Annotated in this window: 21 protein-coding genes; 9 read left to right on the top strand and 12 right to left on the bottom strand. The window is 73.6% G+C overall.

Annotation, left to right across the window (positions count from 1 at the left end; all coding sequences use genetic code 11):
* The first annotated feature begins 12 nt into the window (after nt 1-12).
* From ACFY32_RS14760 to ACFY32_RS14750, 3 genes are read left to right on the top strand one after another with little or no spacing between them, the layout of a single operon-like run.
* Nucleotides 13-966, top strand: a complete 954-nt coding sequence (locus tag ACFY32_RS14760) for a carbohydrate ABC transporter permease (protein ID WP_390674370.1) — start codon at nt 13-15, stop codon at nt 964-966.
* Nucleotides 967-971: 5 nt separating this feature from the next.
* Entirely contained in the window at nt 972-1,826 is an 855-nt protein-coding gene (locus tag ACFY32_RS14755) for a carbohydrate ABC transporter permease (RefSeq protein ID WP_359201264.1), read from the top strand.
* A gap of 32 nt (nt 1,827-1,858) precedes the next feature.
* On the top strand, nt 1,859-3,238 hold the full coding sequence (locus tag ACFY32_RS14750) for a GH1 family beta-glucosidase (RefSeq protein WP_390674369.1): 1,380 nt from the start codon (nt 1,859-1,861) through the stop codon (nt 3,236-3,238).
* 22 nt (nt 3,239-3,260) lie between these two features.
* On the opposite strand, the gene ACFY32_RS14745 is transcribed toward ACFY32_RS14750, so the two are convergent.
* Entirely contained in the window at nt 3,261-4,502 is a 1,242-nt protein-coding gene (locus ACFY32_RS14745; RefSeq protein ID WP_390674368.1) for an ROK family protein, read from the bottom strand.
* Nucleotides 4,503-4,624: 122 nt separating this feature from the next.
* Between ACFY32_RS14745 and ACFY32_RS14740 the strand changes: the two genes are divergently transcribed.
* On the top strand, nt 4,625-5,797 hold the full coding sequence (locus ACFY32_RS14740) for an MFS transporter (protein WP_390674367.1): 1,173 nt from the start codon (nt 4,625-4,627) through the stop codon (nt 5,795-5,797).
* Nucleotides 5,798-5,878: 81 nt separating this feature from the next.
* On the opposite strand, the gene ACFY32_RS14735 is transcribed toward ACFY32_RS14740, so the two are convergent.
* On the bottom strand, nt 5,879-6,610 hold the full coding sequence (locus tag ACFY32_RS14735) for a maleylpyruvate isomerase family mycothiol-dependent enzyme (RefSeq protein ID WP_359201272.1): 732 nt from the start codon (nt 6,608-6,610) through the stop codon (nt 5,879-5,881).
* A gap of 121 nt (nt 6,611-6,731) precedes the next feature.
* On the opposite strand from ACFY32_RS14735, the gene ACFY32_RS14730 reads away from it, so the two are divergent.
* Nucleotides 6,732-7,025 carry a DUF6332 family protein gene (locus ACFY32_RS14730; protein ID WP_390674366.1) on the top strand — a complete coding sequence of 98 codons (294 nt, stop codon included), beginning with the start codon at nt 6,732-6,734 and terminating at the stop codon, nt 7,023-7,025.
* Between the two features lie 288 nt (nt 7,026-7,313).
* Here the strand turns inward: ACFY32_RS14730 and ACFY32_RS14725 are convergent, their stop codons facing one another.
* Nucleotides 7,314-8,570, bottom strand: a complete 1,257-nt coding sequence (locus ACFY32_RS14725) for a geranylgeranyl reductase family protein (RefSeq protein WP_390674365.1) — start codon at nt 8,568-8,570, stop codon at nt 7,314-7,316.
* 135 nt (nt 8,571-8,705) lie between these two features.
* Here ACFY32_RS14725 and ACFY32_RS14720 point away from each other — a divergent pair, with 135 nt between their 5' ends.
* Entirely contained in the window at nt 8,706-10,061 is a 1,356-nt protein-coding gene (locus tag ACFY32_RS14720; protein ID WP_390674364.1) for a dipeptidase, read from the top strand.
* Here the strand turns inward: ACFY32_RS14720 and ACFY32_RS14715 are convergent.
* The 3 genes from ACFY32_RS14715 to ACFY32_RS14705 form a co-directional block, all read right to left on the bottom strand.
* Nucleotides 10,046-11,107 carry an NUDIX domain-containing protein gene (locus ACFY32_RS14715; RefSeq protein WP_390674363.1) on the bottom strand — a complete coding sequence of 354 codons (1,062 nt, stop codon included), beginning with the start codon at nt 11,105-11,107 and terminating at the stop codon, nt 10,046-10,048. The genes ACFY32_RS14720 and ACFY32_RS14715 overlap by 16 nt on opposite strands.
* Nucleotides 11,108-11,253: 146 nt before the next feature.
* On the bottom strand, nt 11,254-11,442 hold the full coding sequence (locus tag ACFY32_RS14710) for a hypothetical protein (protein ID WP_359201282.1): 189 nt from the start codon (nt 11,440-11,442) through the stop codon (nt 11,254-11,256).
* 99 nt (nt 11,443-11,541) lie between these two features.
* The gene (locus ACFY32_RS14705) at nt 11,542-12,495 is read right to left on the bottom strand and encodes an ROK family protein (RefSeq protein ID WP_359201284.1); all 954 of its coding nucleotides are present in this window, start codon (nt 12,493-12,495) and stop codon (nt 11,542-11,544) included.
* A gap of 270 nt (nt 12,496-12,765) precedes the next feature.
* Between ACFY32_RS14705 and ACFY32_RS14700 the strand changes: the two genes are divergently transcribed.
* On the top strand, nt 12,766-13,809 hold the full coding sequence (locus ACFY32_RS14700) for a LacI family DNA-binding transcriptional regulator (protein WP_359201286.1): 1,044 nt from the start codon (nt 12,766-12,768) through the stop codon (nt 13,807-13,809).
* A gap of 7 nt (nt 13,810-13,816) precedes the next feature.
* Nucleotides 13,817-14,665, top strand: coding sequence for a hypothetical protein (locus tag ACFY32_RS14695; protein ID WP_390674362.1), 849 nt, complete (start codon nt 13,817-13,819; stop codon nt 14,663-14,665).
* Here the strand turns inward: ACFY32_RS14695 and ACFY32_RS14690 are convergent.
* From ACFY32_RS14690 to ACFY32_RS14670, 5 genes are all read right to left on the bottom strand, one after another.
* Nucleotides 14,598-15,896, bottom strand: a complete 1,299-nt coding sequence (locus ACFY32_RS14690; protein ID WP_390674361.1) for a DUF6986 family protein — start codon at nt 15,894-15,896, stop codon at nt 14,598-14,600. The two genes, ACFY32_RS14695 and ACFY32_RS14690, sit on opposite strands and share 68 nt — an antisense overlap.
* Before the next feature lie 170 nt (nt 15,897-16,066).
* A complete protein-coding gene (locus ACFY32_RS14685) occupies nt 16,067-17,029 on the bottom strand; it encodes an electron transfer flavoprotein subunit alpha/FixB family protein (RefSeq protein ID WP_359201292.1) in 963 nt (320 codons plus the stop codon).
* A gap of 84 nt (nt 17,030-17,113) precedes the next feature.
* A complete protein-coding gene (locus ACFY32_RS14680) occupies nt 17,114-17,902 on the bottom strand; it encodes an electron transfer flavoprotein subunit beta/FixA family protein (protein WP_359201294.1) in 789 nt (262 codons plus the stop codon).
* Between the two features lie 228 nt (nt 17,903-18,130).
* Nucleotides 18,131-18,640 carry a flavin reductase family protein gene (locus ACFY32_RS14675; protein ID WP_390674360.1) on the bottom strand — a complete coding sequence of 170 codons (510 nt, stop codon included), beginning with the start codon at nt 18,638-18,640 and terminating at the stop codon, nt 18,131-18,133.
* 139 nt (nt 18,641-18,779) lie between these two features.
* Nucleotides 18,780-19,127: a TlpA family protein disulfide reductase gene (locus ACFY32_RS14670; RefSeq protein WP_390674359.1), complete on the bottom strand. Its 348-nt coding sequence runs from the start codon at nt 19,125-19,127 to the stop codon at nt 18,780-18,782.
* 209 nt (nt 19,128-19,336) lie between these two features.
* Between ACFY32_RS14670 and ACFY32_RS14665 the strand changes: the two genes are divergently transcribed.
* On the top strand, nt 19,337-20,065 hold the full coding sequence (locus ACFY32_RS14665; protein ID WP_359201299.1) for a lysophospholipid acyltransferase family protein: 729 nt from the start codon (nt 19,337-19,339) through the stop codon (nt 20,063-20,065).
* Nucleotides 20,066-20,072: 7 nt separating this feature from the next.
* Here ACFY32_RS14665 and ACFY32_RS14660 read toward each other — a convergent pair whose 3' ends face one another.
* Nucleotides 20,073-20,678: a transglutaminase domain-containing protein gene (locus ACFY32_RS14660; protein WP_359201301.1), complete on the bottom strand. Its 606-nt coding sequence runs from the start codon at nt 20,676-20,678 to the stop codon at nt 20,073-20,075.
* Nucleotides 20,679-20,711 lie beyond the last annotated feature (33 nt).

The following is a 20,711-nucleotide window of genomic DNA, read 5'->3' as shown; positions in this document are numbered from 1 at the left end:
GTACGCGAGACCATGACCACGCCCACTGTCACCGCACAGACGGCCGCCGAGGCCCCGAGAACGGCCGCCGCGCCCGACCCCGACCGGATCAGGCGCCGGCGCCGGCTCACCCAGTGGGGGTTCGTCGCCCCCGCGGTCGTCTTCATGCTGCTGTTCTTCGGCTACCCGCTCGTCCGCAACGTCGTGATGAGCTTCCAGCACTACACGCCGAAGACGTTCTTCACCGGTGAGTCGCCCTTCAACGGCACCGACAACTGGTCGAAGGTGTTCCAGGACGCCCTGTTCGGCAAGGCGCTCTGGCACACCCTGGTGTTCACGGCCGGATCGCTGCTCGGGCAGTTCTGCATCGGCCTGGGGCTCGCCGTCTTCTTCAGCCGCCGCTTCCCGCTCAACGGTGTACTGCGGTCGCTGATCCTGCTGCCCTGGCTGGTGCCCATGGTGGTGTCCGGCATCGTCTGGCGCCGCATCCTGGACCAGGACACGGGTGTACTGAACTCGTTCCTGGACACGCTGGGCATGGGCGGACACACTCCCTGGCTGACCGATCCGCACATGGCCCTGCTCTCCGTCGTCCTGGTCAACATCTGGATCGGCATCCCGTTCAACATGGTCATCCTGTACGGCGGTCTGCAGGAGATCCCGAAGGACCTGTACGAGGCGGCCGCACTGGACGGCGCGTCCGCGTGGCGCACGTTCCGGTCCATCACCCTGCCGATGCTCAAGCCGGTCATCACCGTCGTACTGGTCCTGGGCTTCATGTCGACGGTCAAGATCCTCGACCTGATCCTCGCCCTCACCGACGGCGGCCCGGCCGACGCCACCCAGACCCTGGGCACGCTCACCTACCAGAACTCCTTCGTCCAACTGGACTTCGGGGCGGGCGCGGTCGTCGGCAACGTACTCATCCTGATCTCCGCCGTCTTCGCGGTGTTCTACCTGCGGGCCAACCGCACCGAGGGGAAGTGACGGTCATGGCCTCTCCCACGTCCACGCAGGAGTCCGCCGGCCGCGCCACCACCAGGTCCCGGCGCAAGTGGGGCTCCACCGTCGCCGGTGTGCTCATCCTGTGCGTGATGCTGTTCCCGCTGTACTGGATGCTCAACACCGCGCTCCAGCCCGAGTCGGGCCTGCTGGAGGTCGACCCGGTGCCGGGCGGCCTGGACCTGTCCGGGTTCTCCAAGGCCATCAGCGACCAGGGCGGCAACCTGCTGACCTCGCTGGCGGTGTCGCTGGGCGCCGTGGTGATCTGCCTGGCGATCGCGGCCCCGGCGGCGTACGGGCTGGCGCGGTTCGGGCTGCGCGGCTCGAAGACCATCGTGTTCGGCACGCTGATCACCCAGATGGTGCCGGGCATCGTCATCGCCAACGCGCTGTACAACTCGTACGTCGATCTGGGCCTGGTGAACTCCTACTTCGGTCTGATGCTGGCGGACGCCTCGCTCGGTATCCCGTTCTCCATCGTGCTGATGCGATCCTTCATGGTGTCGATCCCCGGTGAGGTGATCGAGGCCGCGCAGATGGACGGCGCCGGTCCGGTACGGACGTTCGTCAAGGTGGTGCTGCCGATGAGCCGGAACTCGCTGATCACCTCGGGGCTGTTCGCGTTCCTGTTCTCCTGGAGCGACTTCATGTTCGCGCTCACCCTGAACACCACCGACGAGGTCAAGCCGGTCACGCTGGGTATCTACCAGTACATCGGCGCGCACGTCGGCGACTGGGGCTCGGTGATGGCGGCCTCCGTGCTGTCGGCGGTCCCGGCGGCGATCCTGCTCGTGCTCGCCCAGAAGTACATCGCCGCCGGCATCACCGGCGGTTCCGTCAAGTGACCACCACGACCCCAGGAGATGGGCTTTCCCCGATGAGTGACTTCCCCGGCTTCCCGCCCGGTTTCGTCTTCGGTGCCGCGACCGCCTCGTACCAGATCGAGGGCGCGGCACGCGAGGACGGCCGCGGCCCGTCGATCTGGGACACCTACAGCCACACCCCGGGTCTGACGGCCAACGGCGACACCGGTGACGTGGCCTGCGACCACTACCACCGCTACCCCGAGGACGTGGCGCTGCTGCGCGACCTGGGCGTGGACTCGTACCGCTTCTCGATCGCCTGGCCGCGGATCGTGCCGGACGGCTCCGGTCCGGTCAACGCCCAGGGGCTGGACTTCTACTCGAAGCTGGTGGACGAGCTGCTGACGGCGGGCATCGAACCCGCCGTCACCCTCTACCACTGGGACCTGCCGCAGGCCCTCGAAGACCGGGGCGGCTGGCGGGTGCGGGAGACGGCGGAGCGGTTCGCCGAGTACACGGCGGTCGTCGCCGAGCGCCTGGGCGACCGGGTGCCGCGCTGGATCACCCTGAACGAGCCGTGGTGCAGCGCCTTCCTCGGCTACGCCATCGGCCGGCACGCGCCCGGCGCCCGGGAGGGCCGGGGCGCGCTGGCCGCCGCCCACCACCTGCTGGTCGGCCACGGCCTGGCCGTCCAGGCGCTGCGCGCGGCCGGGGTGCGCGAGGTCGGCATCACCCTCAACCTCGACCGCAACCTGCCCGCCACCGACTCCGCCGCCGACCTCGCGGCGGTGGTCCGCGCCGACACCCAGCACAACCTGGTGTGGACCGAGCCCATCCTGGCCGGCCGCTACCCGGCCACCGAGGAGGAGACCTGGGGGGAGCTGATCACCGGGGCGGACTTCCGCCGCGACGGCGACCTGGAGCTGATCTCCCAGCCGCTGGACTTCCTCGGCATCAACTACTACCGGCCGATCGTGGTCGCCGACGCCCCGCACCGCGAGCCCGACCCGGCGCGGCGCACGGCCACGGACAACCGGTACGAGGAGGTCGTGCTCCCCGGCGTGCGGCACACCGCGATGAACTGGCCGGTGGTCCCCGAGTCCTTCACCGACCTGCTGGTCCAGCTCGAAAAGCAGTACGGCGACGCCCTGCCGCCGGTCCACATCACGGAGAACGGCTCGGCCGAGGACGACGTGGTGGCCGCCGACGGCGCGGTGCACGACACCGACCGGGTGGAGTACCTGCGCGGCCACCTCACCGCGCTGAAGGCGGCGATGGACGCGGGCGTGGACGTCCGCGGCTACTACGTGTGGTCGCTGCTGGACAACTTCGAGTGGGCGTACGGCTACGACAAGCGGTTCGGGATCGTCCGGGTCGACTACGAGACGCAGCAGCGCACCCCGAAGGACAGCTACCGCTGGTACCAGGAGCTGATCGCCGCGCACCGCCGGTGAGGTGAAGGGGGCCGCCGCCCCCTCACTCCCCCGCGCGTTCCGCGTACGCCGCCGGGTCCTCCAGCACCTCGCGGACGATCACGCCGGCCGCGCCGCGCGCCGCGTCCCCCAACGGGGAGGCGGCGCGCAGCCGTTTGCCGCCCTCGGTCCACAGCCCCGACACCACGCGCAGCGCCAGTTCCCGCTCGACGGCGGGCGCCAGCCACTCCATCAGCTCCCGGTAGGCACCGCCGAGCATCACCGCGCCGGGGTCGAAGAGGTTCACCGCCCCCGAGACGACGACGCCGAGCCGCCGTCCGGCCTGTTCGATCGCGGCCAGCGCGGCCGGTTCGCCGTGCCGGGCCCGGCGGCCTAGGTCGGTGACGCCGCGGACGCCGGAGTCCGCGTCGATCCCCGCGGCCCGCAGCAGGGCGGCCTGCCCGGCGTACTGCTCCAGACAGCCGCGGGCCCCGCAGCGGCACAGCGGGCCGTCGGGTTCGAGGACCATGTGCCCGACCTCCCCGGCGAAGCCGTGGGCGCCGCGCAGCAGTTCGCCCTGGAGGACCAGGGCGCCGCCGACGCCGATCTCGCCGGTCAGGTACAGGAAGCTGCGCACGCCCTCGGTGCCGACGCCGAACCACAGCTCGGCCAGGGCGGCGGCGTTGGCCTCGTTGTCGGAGCTGACCGGCAGCGCCCGGTGGGCGGGGTGCAGCGCGAGGAGTGCCTGGGCGAAGATCCCCTCGACGGCGACCCGGGTCCAGCCCAGGTTGGGGGCCTGGCGGACGGTGCCGCCGGTCACCAGGCCGGGCAGGGCGAGGTGGACGCCGGCCGGCAGCAGGTCCTGTTCGGCGGCCGAGCCGATGGCACGGGCCGCCAACCGGGCCGCGTGGGCGAGGACCTGGGAGGGCGGGGCGCCCCGGTTGTCGACGTGTTCGACGAGCCGGACCCGGTCGGTGCCGGCGAGGTCGACGACGCACACCGCGACGTAGTCGATGTTGATCTCCACGCCGAGGCCGGCCGGGCCGGTCCTGGCCACCTTCAGGACGGTGCCGGGGCGGCCCACCTGACCGCTGCTGGTCTTGCCCCACTCGGTGACGAAGCCGTACTCCAGCAACTGCTCCACCAGCGACGACACCGCGGCCCGGGTGAGTCCGACGTGTGTGGCGACGCCGGCTCTGGTCGCCTCCCCCGCGTCGTGCACGGCCCGCAGGACCAGACTGAGGTTGTGCCGTCTGACCGTGGCCTTGTCGGCCTTGGGTTCGAGGGGGGTGAGGTGGTTCTTCATCGTGCTGTCGAGCGTATGCGACCGGGCCGGGCACCGCCGTGGCACGCACCCTTGCCCCCCTTCCCGTCCCCGCCTAGCCTGACTTTGTGCCGCTAATAAACAAAACCCGTTCGCACAGCGCCGTGCCGGGTCCCCGTGCCGAACTCGCCCGGCTGCGTGCCGTACTGACCGTGTTCTTCGCCCTCGACGGCTTCGTCTTCGCCGGCTGGGTGGTGCGCATCCCCGACATCAAGGAGCAGACCGGGGCCTCCGCCAGCGCCCTGGGCCTGGCCCTGCTCGGCGTCTCGGCCGGGGCGGTCGTCACCATGACGCTGACCGGCCGGCTCTGCCGCCGCTACGGCAGCCATCCGGTCACCGTCGTCTGCGCGGTGCTGCTCTCGCTGAGCGTCGCCCTGCCCCCGCTGACCCACTCCGCGCCCGCCCTCGGCGCCGTCCTGCTGGTCTTCGGGGCCGCGTACGGCGGGATCAACGTCGCCTTCAACAGCGCCGCCGTCGACCTGGTGGCCGCGCTGCGGCGCCCGATCATGCCGAGCTTCCACGCCGCGTTCAGCCTCGGCGGCATGGTCGGCGCCGGGCTCGGCGGGCTGGTCGCGGGCTCGCTGTCGCCCGTGGCGCACCTGACCGGGCTGACCGTCGTCGGGCTGCTGGTCACCCTCGCGGCGGGCCGCGTCCTGCTGCGCTGCCCGGTGCCCGCCCCGCCGGACCGGGCTCCCCACCAGGGCGAGGAACCGCGGCGGCCGGTCCGCCGGACCCGCGTCCTGGTGGTCACCTTCGGCCTGATCGCCCTGTGCACGGCGTACGGCGAGGGCGCCATGGCCGACTGGGGCGCGCTCCACCTCAAGCAGGACCTGCACGCCTCGCCGGGGCTGGCGGCGGCCGGCTACTCCTGCTTCGCGCTGGCCATGACCCTCGGCCGGCTGACCGGCACGGCCCTGCTGGAACGGCTCGGCCGCACCCGTACCGTGGTGGCCGGCGGCACGGTCGCCGCGGCCGGCATGGTGCTGGGCTCCCTCGCGCCATCGGTGTGGGCGGCGCTGTTCGGCTTCGCGGTCACCGGGCTCGGCCTGGCCAACATCTTCCCGGTCGCGGTGGAACGGGCGGGGGCGCTGGGCGGCCCCGGCGGTGTCGCCACGGCGTCCACCCTCGGCTACGGCGGGATGCTCCTCGGCCCGCCCGCGATCGGTTTCATGGCCGACTGGTTCTCCCTGCCGGCCGCCCTCACCAGCGTCGCGGTCCTCGCGGCGATCGCCGTGCTCATCGCCCTGGCGACCCGCCGCGCGGCGGCCCCGGCCTGACGCCGGGGCCGGGGCGGCGACTCGGCATCCGGCGCCCGGCACCGGGCCGGGGCCCGGCATCCGGCGCCGGGGCCGGGCGGCTCAGACCGCCGACCGCTCGCGCCACAGCGCCGCGAGGGAGGCGTCACCGGTCACGTCCGGCAGCGGCACCCGGTTCCACAGGCCCAGGTACAGCTCCGCCGCCGGACCGGCCACCTCGCAGTCGGCGTCCGCCGTCACCCCCCGCTCGGCCTGCGGCACTTGCTCCGACAGCCGTACGGTCCACACGGCGTCGTCCGCGTCCGTCGCCCGCACCCGCAGCACCCGAGACCCCGGGACGCGGACCCGGCTCTTCTCGCGGGCGTGGAAGCCGCGCAGCAGTTCGTCGACGCCGTCGACGGCGAAGGCGGTGTCCACGCCCGCGGGGGTGCGGCCCTGGGCCGACTCCGCGTCGAAGCGGTGCACGGCCGTCTCGTGGGCCTGCCGCCGCGCCCAGAACTCCAGCGGCGTCGGGGCGGGCAGGAAGTGCCAGCAGTCCAGGTCGGCCGGGGCCGCCGAGAGCGTGTCGACGAGCCGCCGGTGCCCCTCGCGGAACCAGTCCGTGAGCGCGGTGCCGTCCAGGTCCGGCTCGTCCCCGAGGGGGCGCGGAGCGGTGTGTCCCTCGGCGACGAACGCCGTGGCCCAGCGGTGCACCGCACCGGTGTGCCGCAACAGGTCCCGCACCTGCCAGGCGGGGCAGGTCGGCACCTCGGCGGCACACCCGGCCGCCTCCGCGGCGTCGGCCAGCAGCCGGCCTTCCCGGTCCAGGACATGTATGTACGCAGCAGTCTCCATGGCACGGAGTGTGCCCGATGAAGTGCGACGGGGAGCAAGGGATTTCACCTGCCGGACGCGCATCCCGCCGGAACCCGGGAGGCGGCTTGCCCCGCCGCGCGGGCGCCGTGACACTCGCCTCATGACCAGTGACGGCGGACGGCGGACGCAGGCCGAACGGGACGCGATCACCGTGGAGATCGGGTACGCGCTGTGCAGCGCGGTGTTCGCGGCGGCGGTGCTGTTCGGCGCCGTGGCCGGACCGGCGTACGTGTTCGGTCTGGCGGGCGGCGCCCGCGCCACGCTGACCGGGGTGGGGGCGGCGCTGGCCGTCGTGGTGTTCGTGGTCCGGGTGGTGAGCGTGCTGATGCGGTTCCGGTCCCGGTCGGGGTCCGGTCAGCCCGGCCGGCCGGGCCGTACCAGCCCCGGCTCGTAGGCCGGCCTGAGCAAGGCCGGGGTCCCCGCGGGCCGCGGCCGGTCCGTCCGGCACCGGCATCCGGATGCCCATCAGCACCACGCCGGGCCGCAGCGCGCGCAACCCGGCCCGCACCGGTGACTGGTCGGCGGCGAGCAGTACGCGGATCACCGGCCGTCCTCCTCGGTCTCCGTGCCGGTCCCCGTGGCGGCGACCGGCAGGACGGCCAGGACGCGGAAGCCGCCGTCGGGGCGGCGTCACCCGCGCGTGGTGATCACACGTACTCCCCGGGGAGTACGGCGGGCCCGGTCAGGACGCGGCGTCCTCGGCCTCGGCGGCGGGCGCGGGGGCGGGCGCCGGGCGGCGGTCCATGGCGGTGAGGGCCCGCTGGGCGACGGGGTGGCCGCGGACCAGCTCGCCCAGCGTCGTGGAGCCCTGGGTGATGTCCCTGAACGCCCGCCAGGCGGGCCGGAAGCCGGTCAGGGCCGCGTGGAAGAGACCCGGGCGGCGCTCGAACACGGACAGCAGGCGCTTGCCGACGCTCATCTCGACGCCGAGCCCGGCCTTGACGGCGAACGCGTAGTTCAGCGCCTGGCGGCGCGCGTCCACCGCGTCGTGCGCCTCGGCGATCCGCACCGCCCACTCCCCCGCGAGCCGCCCGGAGCGCAGCGCGAACGAGATGCCCTCGCGGGTCCACGGCTCCAGCAGCCCGGCCGCGTCACCGCAGACCAGCACGCGGCCCCGGGACAGCGGCGAGTCGTCGGCGCGGCAGCGGGTCAAGTGCCCGGAGGAGATGCTCGGTTCGAAGCCGGCGAGGCCCAGCCGGCCGATGAAGTCCTCCAGGTAGCGCTTGGTCGCCGCGCCCTCGCCGCGGGCCGAGATCACCCCGACCGTGAGGGTGTCGCCCTTGGGGAAGACCCAGCCGTAACTGCCGGGCATCGGGCCCCAGTCGATGAGGACCCGGCCCCGCCAGTCCTCGGCGACCGGCTCCGGCACCGGGATCTCCGCCTCCAGGCCCAGGTCGACCTGGTCGAGCTTGACGCCGACGTGGGCGCCTATCCGGCTGGCGCTGCCGTCGGCGCCGACCACGGCCCGCGCCAGCACGGTGCCGCCGCCCTGGAGCACCACGGCGGCCGTGCGCCGGTCCGGCACCGCCGAACCGTGCTGCTCGACCCGCGTCACCGTCATCCCGGTGCGCAGCTCGGCGCCCGCCTTCTGCGCGTGCTCGACGAGCTGCTGGTCGAACTCGGGCCGGTTGACCAGCCCGAACAGCATCTGCTTGGAGCGGCGGGTGCGGGTGAAGCGGCCGTTGTGCGAGAACGTCACCGCGTGCACCCGGTCCTGGAAGGGCAGCTCGAAGCCGGGGGGCAGCGAGTCGCGCGAGGGCCCGATGATGCCGCCGCCGCAGGTCTTGTAGCGGGGCAGTTCCGCCTTCTCCAGCAACAGCACGCGCCGTCCCGCGACCGCCGCCGCGTAGGCGGCCGAGGCCCCCGCGGGTCCCGCGCCCACCACGACCACGTCCCAGACCTGACGCGCGTCGTCCGCCGAAGAGTTCTCGCTGCTCACGATGGTCTACTGCTCCGATCAAACCGCATGCCGCACCTGTCTCCCGCATCCTACGGCGGGCATCGCCGCAGGCCACTGTGGGAGGATCTACGGCCTGTACAACCTTGCAACGTCGCACCCACAAGGAGCGTGCCCATGTCGCCGAATCCGGTCGCCGAGACCGTCGCCTCACTGCTGCCCCGGGCGAGGACGGAGCTGGCCGAGCTGGTGGCCTTCAAGTCGGTGGCGGACTTCGACCAGTTCCCCCGGAGCGAGAGCGAGGCCGCCGCCGGGTGGATCGCCGACGCGCTGCGCGCCGAGGGCTTCACGGACGTGGCCCTGCTCGACACCCCCGACGGCACCCAGTCGGTGTACGGCTTCCTGCCCGGCCCCGAGGGCGCGAAGACGGTCCTGCTGTACGCCCACTACGACGTGCAGCCGCCGCTGGACGAGGCGGGCTGGGCCACTCCGCCGTTCGAGCTGACCGAGCGCGACGGCCGCTGGTACGGGCGCGGTGCCGCCGACTGCAAGGGCGGCGTGCTGATGCACCTGCTGGCGCTGCGCGCGCTGAAGGCGAACGGCGGCGTCCCGGTGCACGTCAAGGTGATCGCCGAGGGCTCGGAGGAGCAGGGCACGGGCGGCCTGGAGCGGTACGCCGAGGAGCACCCGGAGCTGCTCGCCGCCGACGCCGTCGTCATCGGCGACGCGGGCAACTTCCGGGTCGGGCTGCCGACGGTCACCTCGACCCTGCGCGGCATGACCCTGCTCCGCGTCTCGGTGGACACCCTCGAAGGCAACCTGCACTCCGGCCAGTTCGGCGGTGCCGCGCCCGACGCGCTGGCCGCCCTGATCCGCACCCTGGACTCGCTGCGCGCCGAGGACGGCTCGACCACCGTCGACGGGCTGGCCGGCGAGGGCCGCTGGGAGGGACTGGAGTACGACGAGGCGCAGTTCCGCAAGGACGCCAAGGTGCTGGACGGCGTGGAGCTGATCGGCTCGGGCACGGTCGCCGACCGCATCTGGGCGCGTCCGGCCGTCACCGTGCTCGGCATCGACTGCCCGCCGGTCGTCGGCGCCACCCCGTCGGTGCAGGCGAGCGCGCGGGCGCTGGTGAGCCTCCGGGTGCCGCCGGGCGTGGACGCCGCCGAGGCGACCGGACTGCTCCGGGCGCACCTGGAGGCGCACACGCCGTGGGGCGCCCGGGTGGCCGTGGAGCAGATCGGCCAGGGCCAGCCGTTCCGCGCCGACACCACCAGCCCGGCGTACCGGGCGATGGCGGAGGCGATGGCGGTGGCGTACCCCGGGCAGGAGATGAGTTACGCGGGGCAGGGCGGCTCCATCCCGCTGTGCAACACCCTCGCCGGCCTCTACCCGGACGCGGAGATTTTGCTGATCGGCCTGAGCGAGCCGGAGGCGCAGATCCACGCGGTGAACGAGAGCGTCTCCCCCGAGGAGCTGGAGCGCCTGTCGGTGGCCGAGGCGCTGTTCCTGCGCAACTACGCGGCGGGCTGAGGACCGCCGACCGGGACGCCCGCCTCCAGGTACAGCGCCGCCCCGCGTTCCCGCGCCCGCAGCGCCCAGCGCAGCCGCTCGTAGCGGACCGGCGGGAGCAGCCCGGCGGCCTCCTCCTCGGTGACGAAGCGCCAGGCGCGCAGTTCGGGTCCGGGCAGCAGGAGGCGGGCGGCGTCGGCGGAGTCCAGGCGTCCGCCGTCGAACAGCAGCCGCAGCCCGCCGTAGCCGGGGGGTGCGGGCGGTTCCCAGTCGACGACCAGCAGCGCCGGTACGTCGTCCAGGCGGATGCCGGTCTCCTCGGCGACCTCGCGCATGCCGGCGCGGGCGGGGGCCTCGCCGGGTTCGACGACACCGCCGGGGAACTCCCAGCCCGCCTTGTAGGTGGGGTCGACGAGCAGGAACCGGTCGTGCTCGTCGAAGAGGAGGACGCCGGCGGCGAGCGTCTCGGCGGTGGGCTCCGGGGTCTGCACGATGTCGCAGACGGGCACCTCGCCGCCGCCGACCGCGTCGGCGATGCGCACGGCGGTCTCGTACGGGGTCAGGGCGCCGGTGTCGATGGGGTGGGCGTCGGCCGTCAGCCAGGAGGCCAGGGCGGCCCGGTACGGGGTGATGTGGTCGTACGACCACTGCCGTGCGCGGATCTCACCGTCGGGGAGGTCGGGGGGTATCTCGCGGTTGGCTGCCCGCTCTCGCAGGATCGTTTCCGCCGGTGCCAGCAGGATGTGGTGGACGGCGATCCGGCGGGCGGCGAGGCCGCCGAAGATCTCGTCGCGGTACTCCTGGCGCAGCAGGGTCATGGGAACCACCAGGGTTCCGCCCAGCTCGGCGAGGAGCGCGGCGGCCGTGTCGATCACCAGCCGGCGCCAGATCGGGAGGTCCTGGAAGTCGCCCGCCTCGGCCAGGCGTTTGGGCGGCAGCATCTGCGCCAGCCCGCCGCCGATGACCTCCGGGTCGAAGAGCGTGCTGTTCGGGATCAGGTCGATCAGTTCCCGTGCGGTGGTGGTCTTGCCCGCACCGAACGCGCCGTTGATCCAGACGACGGTCACAGGTCCCCCTCTTCTGTTGGCCCCCTGTGGCTTGCCCGCTCCACCCTGCCACGGAAACCAGGTCCAGTTGAGGGCGTGCGGAAACGGCGCCGACGCCCGCCTGCCGCGGGGCGCCGGCGCCGCTGGGGCTTTTGGAGCGGTGCCCGTCAGTTCTCGGGCCGCTCGTCGTGGTCCAGGGGGATCAGGTCCTCCGGGGCGTCGGCGACGGTGCCGAGGGTGTCCGTCGCCGCGCCGAGGCCGGCCGGAACCTCCGCCGCGGCGTGCGAGGGGGTGACGGCCGCGACGACGAAGCCGGTGGCGAGGGAGGCGAGGGCGAGCATGCTGCGCTTCTTCATGCCGGGTTCAACTGCGCGCACGGCCGGAGGTCACCCCCTTCCTCGGGCGCGTCCTCGGCGCCCCCGCTCCGGTGCCGGACACCGGCCCGGCGCCCCGGCTCAGACCCCCGCCGCCGTGACCCCCGCCGTCCTGGTCAGGGCCGCCGCGGCGGCGCCCACCAGGCCCGCGTCGGTGCCCATCCGGGCCGGGGCGACGGTCAGGCGCTGGACGAAGGAGAGGGTCGCGTACCGGGTCAGCGCCCGGCGCAGCGGGGTGAACAGCACCTCGCCCGCCTTGCCGACGCCGCCGCCGATCACGGCGATGTCGATCTCGACGAGGGTCGCGGTGGCCGCTATGCCGGCGGCGAGCGCCTGCGCGGCCCGTTCGAAGGAGGCCACGGCGACCGGGTCGCCGGCCCGCGCGGCGGCGGCCACCGCGGCGGCGGAGGTGTCGCCGTCCGGGCCGGGGCGCCAGCCGCCCTCCAGGGCGCGCCGGGCGATGTTCGGGCCGCTGGCGATGCGCTCCACGCAGCCGCGCGCCCCGCACGGGCAGGGGTCGCCGTCGAGGTCGACGCTGATGTGGCCGATGTGACCGGCGTTGCCGGTCGGGCCGGGGTGCAGCTTCCCGCCGAGGACCAGTCCGCCGCCGACGCCGGTGGAGACCACCATGCACAGCGCGTTGTCGTGCCCCCGCGCGGCGCCCTGCCAGTGCTCGGCGGCCGTGATCGCCACGCCGTCGCCGATCAGCTCGACCGGCAGTCGCCCGGTGGCGGCGCGGACCCGCTCGACCAGGGGGTACCCGCGCCAGCCCGGCACGTTGACCGGGCTGACCGTGCCCGCGGAGGCGTCCACCGGGCCGGCGCTGCCGATGCCGACGGCCCGGACCCCGCCCCACAGCGGGGCGGCGGTCAGCTCGCCGAGCACCTCCTCGACGGCCCGCATCACGGTGTCGCCGTCCTCCCGCGCGGGCGTGGCCCGCTGGGCGCGCACCAGGATGCGGCCGTCGCCGTCCACCAGCGCGCCCGCGATCTTGGTGCCGCCGATGTCCAGCGCGGCCACGAGGTCGGTGTGCATCAGATTCGGATCTCCCCCGTCGAGCATGACGAAACACAGGCGGACGTGCGGGGCCGTCGCGTGCCGGGCACGCGGGCCGCACGGTGCGGTGGACAGTCTCCCCCGAGCCTGACAACGTTGTCCAGGTTCTATGCTCGACGCCACATCCTCATACGGACGCATGGCCGACGCACCCTCTCGTGCCGGGGGAGCGGCGGGTCGGCGCCGGTGGACGACAGGAGGCGACGCATTCCCGTGGACGACAGGACAGGACACCCGACCGTGCCCCAGATGCCCCGCCGCGCAGAGCGCCCCACCGGGAACCGCTACGGCAACCGTCCGACCATGAAGGACGTCGCCGCCCGTGCCGGTGTCGGCCTGAAGACGGTCTCCCGCGTGGTCAACGGGGAGCCGGGGGTGACTCCCGACACCGAGCGCCGGGTCCAGGAGGCCATCGACGCGCTCGGCTTCCGCCGCAACGACAGCGCGCGGGTGCTGCGCAAGGGGCGCACCGCCAGCATCGGCCTGGTGCTGGAGGATCTCGCCGACCCGTTCTACGGGCCGCTCAGCCGGGCGGTGGAGGAGGTGGCCCGGGAGCACGGCGCGCTGCTGATCAACGGGTCCAGCGCGGAGGACCCGGACCGGGAGCAGGAACTGGTCCTGGCGCTGTGCGCGCGGCGCGTGGACGGGCTGGTGGTGATCCCGGCCGGGGACGACCACCGGTATCTGGAGCCGGAGCTGAAGGCCGGGGTGGCGACGGTGTTCGTGGACCGTCCGGCGGGCGGCATCGACGCGGACGTGGTGCTCTCCGACAACTTCGGCGGCGCCCGGGACGGCGTGGCCCACCTGATCGCGCACGGGCACCGCAGGATCGGCTTCATCGGCGACATGCCCCGTATCCACACCGCCGCCGAGCGGCTGCGGGGCTACCGGGCGGCCATGGCGGACGCGGACATACCGGTGGCGCAGTCCTGGATGTCCCTGGGCGTCACCGATCCCGAGCGGGTGCGGCGGGCGGCCGAGGAGATGCTCACGGGACCCGATCCGGTCACGGCGGTCTTCACCGGCAACAACCGGGTGACGGTCACCGTCGTCCGGGTCCTGGCCGGGCTCTCGCGCGAGGTCGCCCTGGTCGGTTTCGACGACATCGAGCTGGCCGACCTGCTGCGGCCGGGGGTCACCGTCGTCGCCCAGGACGCGGCGGCGCTCGGCCGGACCGCCGCCGAGCGCCTCTTCCGGCAACTGGACGGCGGCCTGCTGGTCCCCGAGCGCATAGAGTTGCCGACCCGGCTGATCACCCGCGGCTCGGGCGAGCTGCCGCCGGCGGACGGCTGAGCGGCGCGTGAAGGACCGCACCCTGGCCGCGCTGGGCCTCGCCGAGGCGCCGCGCGACCACCCGTTGCTGTATCCCGGGGCGTGGCCGCGGGAGTCGGGGCTGCTCGACGGGGACGAACTGCTGCCGCTGGACGTCCCCGTGCACCCGGGGCGCACCCCGGTAATCGCGATCGGCTCCAACGGCTGCCCCGGCCAGTTGCGGCACAAGATGGCCGAGTCCGGCATCGCCTCGCCGATCCCGATGGTCAAGGCGGAGGTCACCGGCCTGGACGTCGGTGTCTCGGCGCATGTGAGCCGGATGGGCTATGTGTCGGCCTCGCCGGTCGCCGCCCCGGGCGTGGTCCGGGAGCTGTTCGTGCTCTGGCTGGACGCCGGGCAGTTGGCGGTGATCGACGCCAGCGAGGGCGTACCGCTGCCGGCCGGCAACTACACACGGGCCTGGCTGCCCGCGCCGGAGGTGCTGGTCGAGGTGGCGGACGGCACGGTGCTGCCGGGCGCGTACGCGTACGTCAACCGGCACGGGGTGCTGCACGACGGCACCGGCGTGCCGCGCCGGCATCCGGGCCAGCGGGCGCTGATCTCCGGGCTCCTGGCCGCCTCGGCCCGGTTGCGGGAGCTGTTCGGCACCACTCCGGAGGAGTTCTGCGCGCGGGCCCGCGGCGACCGGCTGCTGTGCGCGCTCGGCACCAGGCTGCTGGCGGAGGAGGGCCGGGTCACGGCGTCCGGCCTGGAGCGGTACGCGCGGCCGGACGCCCGCCGGCCGGAACCCCGGCCGGCGGACGGGGACGCTACTGCGCCGAGGCCGTCAGATCGCCGCGCCGGGGCGCCGAGAAGCTCTCCAGGTCCGCGCGGGTGAGGCCGGTCAGCCGGGCCACCTCGGCGACGTCGAGGGCGCCGCAGTCCAGGCCGCGCAGCAGGTAGCCGCTGAGGGCCTTGGCGGTGGCGGGCTCGTCCATGACGTCGCCGCCGGTGCGGCTGGCGTAGCGGGCGAGACGGGCGGCGGCCTGCTCGAAGCCCTCGCGGTAGAAGGCGAAGACGGCCGCGTACCGGGTGGGGATGTGCCCGGGGTGCATGTCCCAGCCCTGGTAGTAGGCGCGGGCCAGGGCGCGGCGGGTGAGGCCGTAGTGCAGCTTCCAGGCGTCGTGGACCTTGGCCGTGGGGCCGACCGGGAGCACGTTGGTGGAGCCGTCGGAGACACGGACGCCGGTGCCGGCGGCGGCGACCTGCATGACCGCCTTGGCGTGGTCGGCGGCCGGGTGGTCGCTGGCCTGGTGCGCGGCGGAGACCCCGAGGCAGGCGCTGTAGTCGAAGGTGCCGTAGTGCAGGCCGGTGGCGCGGCCCTCGGCGGCCTGGATCATCCGGGCGACGGTGGCGGTGCCGTCGGGGCCGAGGATGGACTGGCTGGTCTCGATCTGGATCTCGAAGCCGATCCGGCCGGGCTCCAGTCCGTGCGCCTTCTCGAACGCCTCCAGCAGTCGCGCCATGGCGGTGACCTGCTCGGCGTACGTCACCTTGGGCAGGGTGAGGACCAGTCCGTCGGGCAGGCCGCCGGCCTCCATCAGGCCGGTGAGGAAGATGTCGAGGGTGCGGATGCCCCGGTCCCGGACGGCCCGCTCCATGCACTTCATGCGGATGCCCATGTAGGGGGCGGCGGTGCCGGTGGCGTACGCCTCGGCGATCAGCCGGGCGGCGCGGGCGGCGGCCTCGTCCTCCTCGGCGTCGGGGCGGTTGCCGTAGCCGTCCTCGAAGTCGACGCGGAGGTCCTCGATCGGCTCGCGCTCCAGCTTGGCGCGCACCCGGCTGTGCACGGGCCCGGCGAGGTCGTCGGAGAGGCCGAGGACGGCGGCGAAGGAGGCGGCGTCCGGGGCGTGTTCGTCGAGGGCGGCGAGGGCCGCGTCGCCCCAGGAGCGGACGGTGTCGGCGGCGAAGGCGTCGCCGGGGACGTAGACGGTGTGGACCGGCTGGCGGGTGCCGGGGTCTCCGGGATAGCGGCGCTCCAGCTCCGCGTCGACCGGTGCGAGGGAGGCGCTGATCTCCTCGCCGACGGCGCCCGCGAGGCTCGTGGCCACCTTCTCCTGCTGCCCCATTCCCACACCCTCCATCATCGCTTTTTTCCGTTGTACGGAATCAATAATCCGCACAGCGAAGTTATCCGGCGGTCGTCCCCCCGGTCAACACCCAGCCTCGGGGACGGCCGAGGCCCCCGCGACCAGGAACGGGTCGCGGGGGCCTCGAACGCGCTGTGTCGCGGGAGGGCTCAGCCCTTGCGGGCCTTGATCTCCTCGGTGAGCTGCGGGACGACGGCGAAGAGGTCGCCGACCACGCCGTAGTCGACCAGGTCGAAGATCGGGGCCTCGGCGTCCTTGTTGATCGCCACGATCGTCTTCGAGGTCTGCATGCCGGCGCGGTGCTGGATCGCGCCGGAGATGCCGGAGGCGATGTAGAGCTGCGGCGAGACGGACTTGCCGGTCTGGCCGACCTGGTTGGTGTGCGGGTACCAGCCCGCGTCCACCGCGGCGCGGGAGGCGCCGACGGCCGCGCCGAGCGAGTCGGCGAGCGCCTCGATGATCCCGAAGTTCTCCGCGCCGTTGACGCCTCGGCCGCCGGAGACGACGATCGCGGCCTCGGTCAGCTCCGGGCGGCCGGTGGACTCGCGCGGCGTGCGCGAGGTGACCTTGGTGCCGGTGGCCTGCTCGGAGAAGGTGACCGACAGGGCCTCGACGGCACCGGCGGCCGGGGCGGCCTCGACGGCGGCGCTGTTGGGCTTGACCGTGATGACCGGGGTGCCCTTGGCGACCCGGGACTTGGTGGTGTACGCGGCGGCGAACACCGACTGGGTCGCCACCGGACCCTCCTCGCCGGCCTCCAGGTCGACGGCGTCGGTGATGATGCCGGAGCCGAGGCGCAGCGCGAGGCGGGCGGCGATCTCCTTGCCGTCGGCGGAGGACGGGACCAGCACGGCGGCCGGGGAGACCTGCTCGACGGCGGCCTGGAGGGCGTCGACCTTCGGGACGACCAGGTAGTCGGCGTACTCGGCGGCCTCGTGGGTCAGGACGCGGGTCGCGCCGTGCTCGGCGAGCGCGGCGGCGGTGTCGCCGGCACCGTTGCCCAGGGCGACGGCGACGGGCTCGCCGACGCGGCGGGCCAGGGTCAGCAGCTCCAGGGTCGGCTTGCGGACGGCACCGTCCACGTGGTCGACGTAGACGAGGACTTCAGCCATGGGACTTCTTCTCTCCTGCTCGGAACAGACGATGGGCGGTCGGCGGGGCGGGGCGCGGACGGACTTCCGGCCCGCGGGGCTGCGTCAGACGAACTTCCGCTCCGCGAGGAAGGCGGCGAGCTGCTTGCCGCCCTCGCCCTCGTCCTTGACGATCGTGCCCGCGGTGCGCGCCGGGCGCTCGGTCGCCGACTCCACCACGGTGTAGGCGTTCTCCAGGCCGACCTCGTCCTCGTCGATGTCGAGGTCGGACAGGTCCCAGGACTGAACCGGCTTCTTCTTGGCCGCCATGATGCCCTTGAAGGACGGGTAGCGGGCCTCGCCCGACTGGTCGGTCACCGACACGACCGCCGGCAGGGACGCCTCGAGCTGCTCGGAGGCGGCGTCGCCGTCGCGGCGGCCCTTGACCGTGCCGTCCTCGACGGAGACCTCGGAGAGCAGGGTCACCTGCGGTACGCCCAGGCGCTCGGCGAGCAGCGCGGGAACGACGCCCATGGTGCCGTCGGTGGAGGCCATGCCGGAGATCACCAGGTCGTAGCCGGCCTTCTCGACCGCCTTGGCCAGCACCAGGGAGGTGCCGATGGCGTCGGTGCCGTGCAGGTCGTCGTCCTCCACGTGGATCGCCTTGTCGGCACCCATGGACAGCGCCTTGCGCAGCGCGTCCTTGGCGTCCTCCGGACCCACGGTCAGGACCGTGATCTCCACGTCGTCGTCGGAGTTCTCCGAGATCTGCAGCGCCTGCTCGACCGCGTACTCGTCCAGTTCGGAGAGCAGACCGTCCACGTCGTCCCGGTCGACGGTCAGGTCATCGGCGAAGTGCCGGTCGCCGGTGGCGTCGGGCACGTACTTCACAGTGACAACGATCCTCAAGCTCACGCCGGCTCTCCTACTGCGTCGACATTTCCGTTGCTGCCTCTTGCAGGCAGCATAGGCGCCCCAAGCGGCCGATCCCGGGCGGGGCGACCTGCACCCCCACGCGGAATATTACTCGTCAGTACACCCAGTTCCTGCCCGCTAAGCAAGCGCTTTGAACTGTGACCTGTGCAACGCAGCGTAACCGGAACCCGACGGCCGCACGGGACCGGCCCGGGACCGTCCGCGCGCTCAGTCCCGCAGGCCGCCGAACCGCCCCTGGTGGTACAGGAGCGGGCTGCCGGCGCCGGTGGGGTCGCCGAGCAGGACCTCGGCCAGCACGATGCGGTGGGCGCCCGCCGGCACCCGGGCGGTGACCCGGCAGACCAGCCACGCCAGGACGCCGTCCAGGACCGGGACGCCCTCGGGGCCGGTGCGCCAGGAGGTGGCCGGGCCGAAGCGGTCGGCGCCGCTGCGGGCGAAGGTGGCGGCCGTCTCCGCCTGGTGCTCGCCGAGTATGTGCACGCCGACGTGCTCGGCCCCGGCCAGCACGGGCCAACTGGAGGAGCCGGTGCCGACGCCGAAGGAGAGCAGCGGCGGCTCGGCGGAGACGGAGGTGAGGGAGGTGGCGGTGAAACCGACCGGGCCCGCCGCGCCACGCGCCGTGATCACGGCGACGCCCGCGGCGTGCCGCCGGAAGACGGACCGGAACAGGTCGGGGGCGGCGAGCCGGAGGCCGGCCGACTCGGGCAGGGCCGTCATGCGCGCGGTCCTTCTGTGCTGCGCCCCCGGCCGGCCGGGGCGGGGCCGGAAGGCATGCGGTCGAAGTGACGGGGGACGGGGTCCGGGCCGAGCGCGTACCCGGTCCGCGCGAGCCTGCCCGCGTGCGGCGCCGCGGAGGTCACACGGCCTCCCCGAGAGCGGCGATCACGTCCGCCTTGCGGGGCTGTCCGGCGGCGCGCCGGACCACCCGGCCGCCGGCGTCCAGGACGAGCACGGTGGGGGTCTTCGCCACATCCAGCGCGCGGACCAGGTCGAGCCGGGCCTCGGCGTCGATCTCGATGTGGGCCACGCCCGGCACCAGCGCGGCGACCTCGCCGAGCACCCGCCGGGTGGCCCGGCAGGGGGCGCAGAAAGCGCTGGAGAACTGGACGAGGGTGGCCCTCTCGCCCAGTTCCGCGCCCAGTTCCACCGGATCGAGCCGCCTATCCTCGTCGCCCACGTCTCCCCTTCCGTCCCGCCGGTCCACCTCACGAGAGCGCTCCGGGGGGCGCGGAGATTCCCGTCCGCCGCGGTGTACTGGGAAGACGTGACGAGAATCTCGCCGCGGCCGGGCACCAGGGCTGGTTCCCCGCCCGTTCTTCGGGCACGATCTGCGACAAGCCGTAAACCTACGGCTGCGTAACTTTCGACTGGGAGTCCCCTTCCCAGGCAGAGAAGGAAGGGTCCGTCCGGCCCATGGCAGAACTCGTCTACCGTCCGGTCATCGGTGTGGCCCGCACGCTGTTCAAGGCGTGGGACCTGAAGATCGATTGCCGCGGATCGGAGAACATCCCGCGCTCGGGCGGCGCCGTGCTGGTGAGCAACCACATCAGCTACCTGGACTTCGTCTTCAACGGCCTGGCGGCGCTGCCGCAGAAGCGGCTCGTGCGGTTCATGGCGAAGGAGTCCGTGTTCCGGCACCGGATCTCCGGTCCCCTGATGCGCGGCATGAAGCACATCCCGGTGGACCGCAAGCAGGGCGAGGCGGCCTACGCGCACGCCCTGGACTCGCTGAGATCGGGCGAGATCATCGGGGTCTTCCCGGAGGCGACGATCTCGGAGTCGTTCACACTGAAGAGCTTCAAGTCGGGCGCCGCCCGCCTGGCGCAGGAGGCGGGCGTACCGCTGATCCCGATGGCGGTGTGGGGCACCCAGCGGCTGTGGACCAAGGGCCACCCGCGCAACTTCAAGCGCCACCACATCCCGATCACCATCCGGGTCGGCGAGCCGATGGAGGCCGGCCGCGACCAGTACGCGGGGGCGATCACGCGCAAGCTGCGCGAGCGGGTGCAGGAGCTGCTGGAGGCCGCGCAGCGCGCCTACCCGGTGCGGCCCAAGGACCCGGAGGACACCTGGTGGATGCCGGCCCACCTGGGCGGCACGGCCCCGACCCCCGAGCAGGTCCGCGCGGCCGAGGCGCACTGACAGCCCCTCACCGGCCGCCCGGGAGCGCGGTCGGCAGGGTCCGCCACAGGTGCGGCCGGTCGGTGGCGGCCCGCAGGGCGTCCAGCACCGCCGGGTGCGGTGCGGCGTACAGCACCGGGTGGTCCAGTTCCCCGGCCTCCGGGTCCGGGGTGAAGGCCAGGCGCTCGCCGTCCAGGGAGAACCGCGCGTCGACGCCCGGTTTGTTGCCGCGCGGGTCCTGCCGGTGCCAGGCCCCGCGGAAGCGGACGGCGACCAGGCCGTGCACGACGTGTCCGCCGCCGCCGTCGTGCAGCAGTCGCTGGTAGCAGAGCGCGGTCGGGATGTCCTCGGCGCGCAGCAGCGCGGCGAGCGCGTGCGCCTTGGCGTGGCAGATGCCGGTGCGCTGCTCCAGGACGTCGGAGGCCCGCCAGGTGACGCGGAGGTCGCCGGAGTCGTGCGAGTGCGGCACGGTGTCGCGGACGAACTCGTAGGCAAGCTGCGCATAGGCATACGAGTCCTCCGCGTCCCTGGCGAGGCGCGCGGCCGTCTCCCGGACCCGGGGGTGATGGTGGTCGATGACCTCGTCCGCGGCCAGATAGGCGGACAGGTCGGGGGTTTCCTGGATCAGCTCCATGCCCGCAGAGCATAGGAAAGCGATCACCCGGAG

Source organism: Streptomyces sp. NPDC000134 (assembly GCF_042899225.1).
Lineage (GTDB): Bacteria > Actinomycetota > Actinomycetes > Streptomycetales > Streptomycetaceae > Streptomyces.
The sequence above is the reverse complement of the archived record's forward strand: the minus strand, read 5'-3'. Positions and strand labels throughout refer to the sequence as shown.

Excerpts from the sequence above, each read along its gene's own strand:
- ACFY32_RS14665 (WP_359201299.1), top strand. The coding sequence starts at position 19,337 with ATGGCAGAACTCGTCTACCGTCCGGTCATCGGTGTGGCCCGCACGCTG.
- ACFY32_RS14755 (WP_359201264.1), top strand. The coding sequence starts at position 972 with ATGGCCTCTCCCACGTCCACGCAGGAGTCCGCCGGCCGCGCCACCACC.
- ACFY32_RS14750 (WP_390674369.1), top strand. The coding sequence starts at position 1,859 with ATGAGTGACTTCCCCGGCTTCCCGCCCGGTTTCGTCTTCGGTGCCGCG.
- ACFY32_RS14705 (WP_359201284.1), bottom strand. The coding sequence starts at position 12,495 with ATGCACACCGACCTCGTGGCCGCGCTGGACATCGGCGGCACCAAGATC.
- ACFY32_RS14760 (WP_390674370.1), top strand. The coding sequence starts at position 13 with ATGACCACGCCCACTGTCACCGCACAGACGGCCGCCGAGGCCCCGAGA.
- ACFY32_RS14745 (WP_390674368.1), bottom strand. The coding sequence starts at position 4,502 with ATGAAGAACCACCTCACCCCCCTCGAACCCAAGGCCGACAAGGCCACG.
- ACFY32_RS14690 (WP_390674361.1), bottom strand. The coding sequence starts at position 15,896 with ATGGGGCAGCAGGAGAAGGTGGCCACGAGCCTCGCGGGCGCCGTCGGC.
- ACFY32_RS14730 (WP_390674366.1), top strand. The coding sequence starts at position 6,732 with ATGACCAGTGACGGCGGACGGCGGACGCAGGCCGAACGGGACGCGATC.
- ACFY32_RS14720 (WP_390674364.1), top strand. The coding sequence starts at position 8,706 with ATGTCGCCGAATCCGGTCGCCGAGACCGTCGCCTCACTGCTGCCCCGG.
- ACFY32_RS14660 (WP_359201301.1), bottom strand. The coding sequence starts at position 20,678 with ATGGAGCTGATCCAGGAAACCCCCGACCTGTCCGCCTATCTGGCCGCG.
- ACFY32_RS14675 (WP_390674360.1), bottom strand. The coding sequence starts at position 18,640 with ATGACGGCCCTGCCCGAGTCGGCCGGCCTCCGGCTCGCCGCCCCCGAC.
- ACFY32_RS14735 (WP_359201272.1), bottom strand. The coding sequence starts at position 6,610 with ATGGAGACTGCTGCGTACATACATGTCCTGGACCGGGAAGGCCGGCTG.
- ACFY32_RS14685 (WP_359201292.1), bottom strand. The coding sequence starts at position 17,029 with ATGGCTGAAGTCCTCGTCTACGTCGACCACGTGGACGGTGCCGTCCGC.
- ACFY32_RS14700 (WP_359201286.1), top strand. The coding sequence starts at position 12,766 with ATGCCCCGCCGCGCAGAGCGCCCCACCGGGAACCGCTACGGCAACCGT.
- ACFY32_RS14710 (WP_359201282.1), bottom strand. The coding sequence starts at position 11,442 with ATGAAGAAGCGCAGCATGCTCGCCCTCGCCTCCCTCGCCACCGGCTTC.